12 protein-coding genes and 1 pseudogene are annotated in these 9,969 nt (G+C 66.6%); 8 read left to right on the top strand and 5 right to left on the bottom strand.

Features of this window, described 5'->3' with window-relative positions; translation table 11 throughout:
• The coding region (locus C4301_RS06995) for a M20/M25/M40 family metallo-hydrolase (RefSeq protein ID WP_352414380.1) at nucleotides 1-720 on the bottom strand (720 nt) is incomplete at its 3' end.
• Complete coding sequence (lysJ, locus tag C4301_RS06990; RefSeq protein WP_352414379.1) at nucleotides 717-1,892, bottom strand: [LysW]-aminoadipate semialdehyde transaminase LysJ; 1,176 nt, start codon at nucleotides 1,890-1,892, stop codon at nucleotides 717-719. The genes lysJ and C4301_RS06995, both read right to left, overlap by 4 nt.
• Before the next feature lie 167 nt (nucleotides 1,893-2,059).
• Between lysJ and C4301_RS06985 the strand changes: the two genes are divergently transcribed.
• From C4301_RS06985 to C4301_RS06970, 4 genes are read left to right on the top strand one after another with little or no spacing between them, the layout of a single operon-like run.
• On the top strand, nucleotides 2,060-3,202 hold the full coding sequence (locus C4301_RS06985; protein WP_352414378.1) for a glycosyltransferase family 4 protein: 1,143 nt from the start codon (nucleotides 2,060-2,062) through the stop codon (nucleotides 3,200-3,202).
• Nucleotides 3,180-4,193: a mannosyltransferase gene (locus tag C4301_RS06980; protein ID WP_352414377.1), complete on the top strand. Its 1,014-nt coding sequence runs from the start codon at nucleotides 3,180-3,182 to the stop codon at nucleotides 4,191-4,193. Before C4301_RS06985 ends, C4301_RS06980 begins: the two co-directional genes overlap by 23 nt.
• A 3-nt stretch (nucleotides 4,194-4,196) precedes the next feature.
• On the top strand, nucleotides 4,197-5,213 hold the full coding sequence (locus C4301_RS06975; protein ID WP_352414376.1) for a glycosyltransferase family 4 protein: 1,017 nt from the start codon (nucleotides 4,197-4,199) through the stop codon (nucleotides 5,211-5,213).
• On the top strand, nucleotides 5,210-6,235 hold the full coding sequence (locus C4301_RS06970; protein WP_352414375.1) for a mannose-1-phosphate guanylyltransferase: 1,026 nt from the start codon (nucleotides 5,210-5,212) through the stop codon (nucleotides 6,233-6,235). The genes C4301_RS06975 and C4301_RS06970 overlap by 4 nt, the downstream gene beginning before the upstream one ends.
• Here C4301_RS06970 and C4301_RS06965 read toward each other — a convergent pair.
• Nucleotides 6,217-7,095 carry a glycoside hydrolase family 130 protein gene (locus C4301_RS06965; protein WP_352414374.1) on the bottom strand — a complete coding sequence of 293 codons (879 nt, stop codon included), beginning with the start codon at nucleotides 7,093-7,095 and terminating at the stop codon, nucleotides 6,217-6,219. The genes C4301_RS06970 and C4301_RS06965 overlap by 19 nt on opposite strands.
• A gap of 21 nt (nucleotides 7,096-7,116) precedes the next feature.
• Between C4301_RS06965 and folK the strand changes: the two genes are divergently transcribed.
• The 4 genes from folK to plsX all read left to right on the top strand — a co-directional run bounded on the left by folK (nucleotide 7,117) and on the right by plsX (nucleotide 9,388).
• Nucleotides 7,117-7,596: a 2-amino-4-hydroxy-6-hydroxymethyldihydropteridine diphosphokinase gene (gene folK / locus C4301_RS06960; RefSeq protein WP_352414373.1), complete on the top strand. Its 480-nt coding sequence runs from the start codon at nucleotides 7,117-7,119 to the stop codon at nucleotides 7,594-7,596.
• Between the two features lie 33 nt (nucleotides 7,597-7,629).
• Nucleotides 7,630-8,013 (top strand): S1 RNA-binding domain-containing protein, encoded by a 384-nt coding sequence (locus C4301_RS06955; RefSeq protein ID WP_503012406.1) that lies wholly within the window; start codon nucleotides 7,630-7,632, stop codon nucleotides 8,011-8,013.
• A 74-nt stretch (nucleotides 8,014-8,087) separates the two neighbouring features.
• Nucleotides 8,088-8,420, top strand: coding sequence for a thioredoxin (gene trxA, locus C4301_RS06950; protein WP_352414372.1), 333 nt, complete (start codon nucleotides 8,088-8,090; stop codon nucleotides 8,418-8,420).
• Entirely contained in the window at nucleotides 8,417-9,388 is a 972-nt protein-coding gene (gene plsX, locus C4301_RS06945) for a phosphate acyltransferase PlsX (protein WP_352414371.1), read from the top strand. The genes trxA and plsX overlap by 4 nt, the downstream gene beginning before the upstream one ends.
• Here plsX and C4301_RS06940 read toward each other — a convergent pair.
• Both C4301_RS06940 and C4301_RS06935 read right to left on the bottom strand, forming a co-directional pair.
• Entirely contained in the window at nucleotides 9,377-9,796 is a 420-nt protein-coding gene (locus C4301_RS06940; protein WP_352414382.1) for an archease, read from the bottom strand. The genes plsX and C4301_RS06940 overlap by 12 nt on opposite strands.
• Nucleotides 9,787-9,969 (bottom strand): annotated as a pseudogene (locus C4301_RS06935) (PIG-L deacetylase family protein); the annotation flags it as partial. The gene C4301_RS06940 and the pseudogene C4301_RS06935, both read right to left, overlap by 10 nt.

The raw sequence follows: 9,969 nt of genomic DNA, 5'->3' as shown, positions 1-9,969 counted from the left end.
CGGGGGCAGCCTTGGGGGGAGGCGGAGATCAAAGAACATCTCCGCCACCTGTTTGAGCTCTGCCGGGTGGACCGTGAAGTCGCGAAGGGTGTACTGGATCTGATCAAAGGGCCTTTGGCCCACGTTCATGGCCTCGGCCCAGGCCTTTATGGCCACGAAGTAGCTGATGAGCTCTTCGGCGGCGTTGGGCTCGTGGTGGGCCGAGTGGAAGTGGTCCTTTTCCCGCCTGACCCTGACCAAAAGCCGCCCCTTATACCCCAAGGTAATGCCCTCCCATCCGGAGGGTTCACCGATCACCACGTGATGGGGGGCAAGCCTTGGGGCCACGAACCGGGCCCCTTTGGAGCTCGGCACCTCCTCCTCCGTGGCCCCCACCAGGTGGAGGGTGAGGCGGTTTAGGGCCTCCTTAGGGAGGCTGGCCGCGGCAAAGATAAAGCTCACGAAGGGCCCCTTGGCGTCCACGGCTCCCCGGCCGAAAAGACGGTTCCCCTCGAGGCGCACCGGAACCCGGCCAGGCACGGTATCGATGTGACCCAAAAGCACGACCTGGACCGGACCCTCCCCGAGCTGGCCCCGGGCGTTGTCCGCCTCGTCCACCCAGGCCCGCATCCCGAGCCGCTCCATCCCCTCGGCCAGGTATTCGGCCACCAGCCGCTCCTCCCCCGAAGGGCTGGGGATCTCCAGGGCCCCCTTCAGGAACTCCACCGGGTCCAGGGTCATAGGACGGTCCGCACCGCCTCCACCACCCGGGCGAGATCCTCCTCTTCAATGACCAAAGGCGGCAAGAAACGGATGACGTTGGGCCCCGCGGCCAGGGTCAGGACGCGGTGCTCCTTCTCCAGCCGCTGGATGTAGGGGGCGGACTTCTCCTTGAGCTCGAGGCCCACCATCAGCCCCAGCCCCCGCACCTCCCGCACCTTGGGCGAGTCCACCTTGCGGAGCTCCTCCATAAACCAGCGCCCAAGCCGCTCCGCCCGCTCCCAAAGCCGTGTTTTTTCCAAATACTCTATGGCCGCCACCCCCGCGGCCATGGCCAGGGGGTTTCCGCCGAAGGTGGTGCCATGCCCCCCCTTGGGCATCTTCTCCGCCACCTCCTGCCGCATCACCGCCGCCCCCAGGGGCACCCCGCCCCCTAGGGCCTTGGCCAGGGTGAGGATATCTGGAACGATGCCGTAGCGCTCAAGGGCAAACCGCGTCCCCGTGCGCCCCATCCCGGTCTGGATCTCATCCAGGATGAGGAGGGCCCCCCTTTCCTGGGTCAGCCTCCGGGCCGCCTGCAAAAACTCCAAGGTGGCTGGCCGCACCCCCCCTTCCCCTTGGACGGGCTCGAGGATCACCGCCGCCGTCTCCCCATCCACCGCCTTTTCCAAGGCCTCCACGTCGTTGTAAGGGATGAAGGAGACGGGCTCCACCAGGGGCAAGAAGGGCTCCCGGTACTTGGGCTCCCAGGTGACGGAGAGGCTTCCCATCGTCCGGCCGGAGAAGCCCCGCATGGCGGCCACGAACTTTTTCCGCCCTGTGGCGGCCCGGGCGAACTTAAGGGCCGCCTCGTTGGCCTCGGTGCCCGAGTTGGTGGGGAAGACCCGGTTGAGCTCCGGAGGCAATATGGAGGTCAGGGCCAGGTAGAACCGGGCCCGGGCCTCGGTGGGAAGGGTCTGGGGCATGGAGAGGAGGACCTCCGCCTGCCGCTTGATCGCCTCCACCACCTCCGGGTTGGCGTGGCCCAGGTTGGCCACCCCGTAGCCTCCCACGCAGTCTATGTACTCGTTGCCCTCCGCGTCCCAGACCCGGGCCCCTTTGCCTCGCACGATCAGGAGGTCGTGCTTGGTGTAAACCCCCGAGTCTAGGCGCTTTTCCGCCTCGAGCAACGCTTTCCAGTCGGTCTGAACCACGGTGCCCTCCTTCCCCCTCAGGGTAGAGGGGAGGGGGGCGGGCGTCAATCCTTTAAGGACCCGTCCCTCACCGCCTGCGTTATCCCCAATAGTGCTTCAAATGAGTTATGCTGAGCGTTTTGCTACAATTTTATTGAGCATTGCCCTACGGCGGGCAGGAGGTGGAGATGGTGAACCTGGTGGGAACCTATCCGCCCATCCGCTGTGGCATCGCCACGTTTAACCGCGATCTCCGGCAGGGGCTCTTACGGGCGGGCCTCGAGGCCCAGGTGGCCGTGGTGGCCCACCCGGAGGAGACGCGCCTGGCCTTTCCTGAAGAGGTCAAGGCCGTCCTTTCGAAGGAGGACCGCCCCGCCTATCTGGACCTGGCCAGAAGGCTAAGGGGGCCGGTTATCCTCCAGCACGAGTATGGCCTCTATGGGGGGCGGTGGGGGGAGTGGGTCTTGGATCTTCTGGAGGGGGGAGGGCCCCGGGTGGTGGTCCTCCACACCCTCCTCAAGGCCCCACCCCCGGGGATCGGTCCGGAGGACTTCGCCTTTATGCGCCGCCTCCTTGCGGAGATCGCCCAAAAGGCGGAGGCCTTGGTCAGCCTCCATCCGGAAGGGGAAGGGGTCTTGAAGGGGCTTGGGGTCACCACGCGGGTGGTCCATATCCCCCACGGGGTGCCTGACCTGCCCCGTCCGGACCGGGAGGCTTTAAAGCGGGCCCTGGGTCTGGAGGGCCGGTTTCTTCTGGTGAGCTATGGGCTTTTAGGGCCGGGAAAGGGCCTGGAATGGGCCCTCGAGGTCCTCGCCCGGGTGCTCCGGCAAAACCCGCGGGTCTTGTACCTGGTCGCGGGCCGGCTCCACCCCAATCTGGAGCGCCGGGAGGGGCGCCGGTTTCTGGAGGCGCTTTTGCAAAAGGCGGAGGCCTTGGGGGTGCGGCGGGCCCTTCTCCTTCGGGAGGGGTACCTCTCTGAGGAGGAGCTTTACCGCGTGGTGGGGGCGGCTGATCTCTTCCTCCTCCCTTACCCCAACCTCGAGCAGGCCTCCTCGGGAACCCTCTCCTACGCCCTGGCCCTGGGCAAGGCCATCCTTTCCTCCCCCTTTTGGCACGCACAGGTAGCCTTGGCCGAGGGCCGGGGGGTGGTCCTGCCTTTGGAGGCCTCCCTTTGGGCCCAGGCGATTTTGGAGCTTTCGGAAAGCCCGGGCCGCATCCGGGAGCTGGAGGAAAGGGCCTACGCCTACGCTCGGGCCTTCACCTGGCCCCGGGTGGGCCTGGCCTACCGGCGGCTTTTGGAGGTGGAGGGTGTTCGGCGTAGAGTGGCTTAGGGCACGAACCGACCCTCGAGGGCTTCTGGAGCACGCTAGAAACGGGGTTCCCCTGCTTTCCGAAGGGTACACCACCGACGACAATGCCCGGGCCCTCCTCTACGTGGCCCGCCTTCCCGAGGGGGGGCGGCCTTTGGACCTGGCCCGGACCTACCTGGGGTTTCTCCTCTTCATGCAGAAGGAGGACGGCCGGTTCCGGAATGGCCTTTCCGCGAACGGCCGGTTTGAGGATGAAGGGGAAGCGGAAGACCCCTCAGGCCGGGCCCTTCTCGCCCTTTCGGCCGCGGCCCATCTGCCCGAGGAGCTCGGGGAGGCGGCGCGGCATGCCCTTCGCCTTTCGGTGGAGAGGGTGGTGGGGTTTACCTCCCTCAGGGGAAGGGCGTATGCCCTGCTCGGCCTTCTGGCTGGGGCGGCTGAAGGGGGGAAGGACTTCCTCGAGGCCGCCCACCATCTGGGAAGGGGGCTTTTGGCGGCTTTTAGGGAGACCGACCCCGACTGGCCCTTCCCGGATGCCCTCACCTACGCCAACCACCGGCCGGTGGAGGCCCTTTACGCCTACGCCCTGGCCTTCCGGGACCGGGAGGCCCTGCGCCTTGCCCGCCGGGCCCTAGCTTTTCTGGATAGCCTCTACTTTCTTGGGGGGCTTTTCGACCCCGTGGGGAACCGGTTTATGCACAAGGGGGAGGCCAAACCCCTTTTCGACCAGCAGCCCCTCGAGGCCAAGGCGGCTGCTTCCTGTTACCTGCGCTTTGGGGAGCGGGAGAAGGCGGAGTTCGCCTTCCTCTGGTTCCACGGGCGAAACCGCCTCTCCGCACCCCTGGTGGATCCCCTGGGCCCTATGGACGGCCTCACCCCCCATGGCCCCAACCGGAACCGTGGGGCGGAGGCCCTCCTCTCCTACCTCCTCGCCTGGCAGGACCTGGTCCAGGGGGTCTTCCCCCGGGTGGAGGAGGGGATGGCCCTGGGCCGGGTCTATGCCCTTGGGGGGTGAGGCATGCGGGTGGCTATGCTCGCCCCCATCGCCTGGCGGGTCCCCCCCCGCCGGTATGGCCCCTGGGAGCAGGTGGTCTACGACCTTACGGAGGCCCTTCTGGACCTGGGGGTAGAGGTGGTCCTCTACGCCACCAAGGATGCCCAGACCCGGGCCCCCTTGCGCTACACCGCGCAAAGGCCCCTCTGGGAGGACCCGGAGGCGGACTGGAAGGTGGAGGAGTTTTTGCACATTGCCCGGGGCATGGAGGAGGCGGCGGAATTCGATCTGGTCCACAACCACTACGACTTCATGCCCCTGTACTTCAGCCCCTTTGTGAGGACCCCCATCCTCACCACCATCCACGGGTTTTCCAGCGAAAAGATCAAAAAGGTCTACCGCCGCTACGCCGCCCTTCCCCACGTCCACTATGTGGCCATCTCCCAGGCGGACCAGGACCCCACCCTTCCCTACCTGGGCGTGGTCCACCACGGGGTGGATCCGGGCCGCTATCCCTTGGGCCCTGGGGGGCGCCACCTCCTCGTGCTTTCCCGCATCCATCCGGATAAGGGAATAAGGGAGGCCATCCTCTTCGCCCGGCGGGCCCGGCTGCCCCTAAGGATTGCGGGTCCCGTCCAGGACCAGGCGTACTTCCAGGAGGAGATCCTTCCCCTTCTGGGGGAGGGGGTGGAGTTCCTGGGCCCGGTCACCCCCGAGGAGCGGGCGGCGCTTCTGGGAGGGGCGGTGGCCCTTTTGCATTTCGTCAACTTCCCGGAGCCCTTCGGGCTTGCCCCGGTGGAGGCCATGATGAGCGGGGTCCCCGTCTTGGCCCGGCCCCTCGGGGCCCTTCGGGAGACGGTGCGGCACGGTGAGACGGGGTTTTTGGTCCAGAGCTGGGAGGAGGCCCTGGAGCATCTGGATAGGGTTCTCAGGATGGACCGATCGGCCATCCGGGCCTATGCGGAGGCCCATTTCAGCCGGGAGCGGATGGCCCGGGACTACCTGGATCTGTACCGCAAGGTGCTGGAAGAACGGCGATGAGGACGAACGCATACGCCCTTGTGATGGCGGGAGGCCGAGGGGAGAGGCTTTGGCCCCTTTCCCGGGAGGAGCTGCCCAAGCCCTTCCTGCGCCTTTTTGAAGGGAAAAGCCTCCTCGAGGCCACCCTGGACCGGATCGCCCCCCTTTTCCCCGCGGAAAGAACCCTCCTGGTGGTGCGGAAAGTGCATGAGGAGGCGGTGCGCCCTTTTAGGGATAGGGCCCGCCTCCTCCTCGAGCCTGAGGCCAAGGACACCGCCGGGGCCATTTTCCTGGGCCTCTTCTGGGCCCTTAAGGAGGGGGCGGACCGGCTCCTCGTCCTTCCCGCCGACCACTACGTGGGGGATGAGGAGGCCTTCCGGGAGGCGGTCTCCACCATGCTCGAGGCCGCGGAGGAAGGGTATGTGGTGACCTTGGGCCTAAAGCCCACCCGGCCCGAGACGGAGTACGGGTACATCCGCCTTGGGGGCTGGGAAGGGCGGTGGTACCGGGCGGAGGGGTTTGTGGAGAAGCCCCCCTATGCGAGGGCGCTGGAGTACCTCAAGGGGGGGTATCTCTGGAACGCGGGGGTTTTCGCCTTCACCCCAAGGACCATGGCCAGCCTTTTCCAAAGGCACCTTCCCGCCCATGCCCAGGCCCTGGAGGGGCTTCTTTCGGGCCTGCGGCCGGAGGCCGTCTACCCCAGCCTTCCTAAGGTTTCCATCGACTACGGGGTCATGGAGAAGGCGGAGCATATCCGGGTGGTTTTGGGCCAGTTCCCATGGGACGACGTGGGCACCTGGCGGGCCCTCGAGCGGATCTTCGAGCCGGACGAGGCGGGGAATGTGGTCCTGGGCTCGGGGCGGCACCTGGGGCTGGACACCCGCGGATGCGTGGTCTACACCGAGGGGGGGCTGGTGGCCACCCTAGGGGTCTCTGGCCTGGTGATCGCCCAAAAGGGGCAGGAGGTGCTGGTGGCGGATAAGGAACGGGTACGGGAGGTGCGGGAGCTCGTGCGCCTTCTGGATCAGCCCTCCTCCGCGTAGCGCAAAAGCGCGGCCAAGGGCGCGGTGGCCAGGCCGATCACCCGGTCCGCCCCCCCATAGTACACGTACACCTCCTCCCCCACCACCACGTTTGCGCAGGAGAAGACCACGTTGGGCACATCCCCCCGGATCTCCCATACCTCCTCAGGCTGGAGGATGAACCCCTCGGGCCGGTGGAGGACCCGGCGGGGGTCCTCCCGGTCCAGGAGGGCCACCCCCAGCCGGTAGACGTTTCCGTGGTCCACCCCGTGGTAGAGGAGGAGCCAGCCCTTGGGGGTGAGGAGGGGAGGACCGGCCGCCCCCACCCGGACGCTGTCCCACAGGTGGGGCCGGGGAGGGAGGAGGAGGGTGTCGTCTTCCCAGGTCTTTAGGTCGGAGGAAAAGGCGACCCAGATGGCGGGGGGGCGCCTGTGGAGCATGGCGTAGCGGTGGCCGAACCTCTCGGGAAAGAGGACGTGATTTTTGTTGCCCATCTCCGGAAGGGCCTCCCCCAGCCTCCTCCAGCGCAGGAGGGTTTCGCTTTCGGCCAGGAAGGGCTGGATGCCCTGGGCGGAGTAGCCGGTGTAGGTCATGTAGAAGCGGCCTTCCAAAAAGACCACCCGGGGGTCCTCCACCCCCCTGGCCTCCTTGGGGGCCTCTGGCCAGAAGACGGGGTCCTCGAGGCGGCTGAACCGCACCCCGTCCTCGGAGACCGCGTACCCGATCCGAGAGACGTAGTCCAGCCCCTGGGCCCGGTAGAGCATGTGGAAGAGGCCCCGGTGGAAGACGACCGCGGGGTTAAAAACGTTGAGCGCCTGCCAGGGGGAGTCGGGTCTTGGGAGCAGGATGGGGTTGGCGGGATGCCGCTTAAGCTGGAACATACCGCCCCTTATTCTAGGGGCGTGGCGCGCGCGTATCTGGCCCTGGGCTCCAACCTGGGCGACCGGGCCCTCCATCTCCTCGAGGCCCTGGCCCGCCTTTCCCGGCTTCCCGAAACCCGCCTCCTCAGGCTCTCCTCCGTGTACGAGACCCTTCCCGTGGGGCCGCCCCAGCCCCTCTATCTGAACCAGGTGGCGGAGCTGGAAACCGGCCTTCCCCCTGAGGCCCTCCTAGCCTCTCTCCTGGAAATCGAGCGCGCTTTGGGCCGACTGCGGCGGGAGAAATGGGGCCCCAGGACGCTGGATCTGGACCTCCTCCTCTATGGGGAGCTGGTCCTCTCCTCGCCTAGCCTCACCCTCCCCCATCCGCGGCTACACGAACGGGCCTTCGTCCTCGTCCCCTTGTGCGATCTCATCCCGGAGGCCATCCACCCCGTTTTGGGCCGGAGCTTCCGGGCCCTCCTTGAAGGCCTGGACACCCAGGGCATCCGGCGTGTGCTATAGTGGGGGCATCGCGAGCCAGCCTCGCGCGGGAGAATGAGCGTGGGAGTGCAAGCAGGAGAAATCGTGGAGGGCCGCGTCACGCGGGTGATGGAGTTTGGGGCTTTTGTGGAGCTTCCGGGAGGGGAGACGGGTCTTGTGCACATCTCCCAGATCGCCCACGAGTACGTCAAGAACGTCCGGGACTTCCTGAACGAGGGGGACATCGTCCAGGTCATGGTCCTGGGCCGGGACCCTAAGGGGCGGCTGGACCTTTCCATCAAGGAGCTACTGCCTCCCCCGGAAAACCCCGAGCCGCCTAGGCCGAGGCGGCTTCCCCGCCAAGCCCCCGAGTTTGAGAACAAGCTCAAGAGTTTCCTCAGGGGTTCGGGGGGCTTTGGGGAGAAGAAGAAGGGGAGGGGCGGAAAGAAGCGCCGCTAGGCGTTTTTCGGTCCTTGTGGGATTGTAACCCCCCCCAATCCCACGGGGGGGTTTTTTGGTAAACTGGAGCCGCTATGGCGAAGCCCCTGGAGGTGACCGACCAGACCTTTGACCAGATCCTGCGGGATAACCCCCTGGTCCTGGTGGACTTTTGGGCGGAGTGGTGCGCTCCCTGCCGGATGATCGCGCCCATTCTGGAGGAGCTGGCCCAGGCGTATGCAGGCCAGCTCCTGGTGGCCAAGCTGGATGTGGACGAGAACCCCAAGACCGCCATGCGCTACCGGGTGATGAGCATCCCCACCGTGATCCTCTTTAAGCATGGCGAACCGGTAGAGGCCCTGGTGGGGGCAAGGCCCAAGCGGGACTTTGAAGCCCGCATCCAGAAGCACCTGCCCGCCAAGGCATGAAGCCCATCGCCCTGGACGCCATGGGGGGGGACCGTGCCCCCCAGGTTACGGTGGAAGGGGCGCTTCGAGCGCAAAGGGCGGGGGTTCCCGTCCTCCTCGTAGGGGATGAGGCCAGGCTCCGCCCCTTGGTCCGGGAGGCTTTGCCCATTCACCACGCCCCGGACGCCATCGGCATGGCCGAGCAGGCCACCGAGGTGCGCAAAAGGCGGGGAAGCTCCATCGTGGTGGCCATGGAGCTCCTCAAGCGGGGCGAGGTAAGTGCGGTGGTCTCCATGGGGCACACAGGGGCCGCCATGGCTGCGGCCCTCTTTGTTTTGGGCCGGGTAAAGGGGGTGGAGCGGCCCGCCCTTCTGGTGGAGTTCCCAAGCCAGAAGGGGCGGACCTTTCTCCTGGACGGGGGGGCGAACGCCGACTGCCGGCCGGCCTTCCTCGTCCAGTTTGCCGCCATGGGCCTGGCCTACGCCGAGGCCTCCGGGGTGAAGGCGCGGGTGGGCCTCCTCTCCATCGGTGAGGAGGAGGGAAAGGGCAACGCCCTGGTTCTGGAGGCCTATCCTCTTCTTCAAGAAGCCTTTAAAGAGCGGTTTTACGGCAACGTGGAGGGGCGGGACATCTTCTTGGGCACCGCGGAGGTGGTGGTGACGGACGGCTTCACCGGCAACGTGGTCTTGAAGCTCGCGGAAGGCGAGGCCCAGGTCCTTTTCGCCTGGATCAAGGAGGCGCTCTCCCAAACCCTCCTCGCCCGGATCGGGGGGCTTCTCGCCCGGCCTGCCCTCAAGCGGTTGTACGCCCGGGTGGATCCTTCCAGCTATGGGGCCATGCCCCTTTTGGGGGTGGAGGGGGCGGTCTTCATCGGCCACGGCTCCGCGGATGCCCGGGCGGTGGAAAACGCTTTAAAACGGGCGCACGCCCTGGTCGGCGCGGGGCTTTTGGACCGGGTGCGCGCCGCCGTCCAGGCCCTACACGTCTAGGATCACCTGGGTCCGCCACCTTCCCTTCTCCTTCCGGATGGCCAGGCCGTGGAAGGTGGCGCTCTTGACCTCCCCCAGGAAGCCGAAGGCCGCCTGGAAGGGTTCCCCCCATAGGGTGGCGGAAAGGACCACGCCCTCTTCCCCCTCCTCTATCCGGATCCTGGCCTTTCCCGGAACAAAGCCCTTGGTCTGGATAAGGTAGATCAGCTCGTTTAAAAACCGGACCAGGAGGGTCTCTAAGTCCGAAGCGGCCAGGCGGAGCCGCTTCCTTTGGCTTCCGCCTTTGGGGGGGTGGGCGAAGATTGCCTCGAGAAGGCCCTGCATGGCGCCTTGGAAGAGACCCTCCAGGGTTTTGGCCTCGATCTGGAACCCCACCTCCGCGGTGTGGTCCAGCGGGGTCACCACCACTTCCCCACCCATCCGGCCTCCTTTCCCACTTCGTGGAAGGTCTCGGTCCAAACCCGCTCGGGGGCCCGCTCGATGAAGGCCAGCACGGAAAGCGCCTGCGTCTTGTACTGGGCCATGGCCCGAAGCTTCCTGGCCAGGGCCTCCTCGTCCAGCCGCAGCCGGTGGGTGACGGG

It is taken from the genome of Thermus sp., from assembly GCF_040290245.1.
Taxonomy (GTDB): domain Bacteria; phylum Deinococcota; class Deinococci; order Deinococcales; family Thermaceae; genus Thermus_A.
The sequence above is the reverse complement of the archived record's forward strand: the minus strand, read 5'-3'. Positions and strand labels throughout refer to the sequence as shown.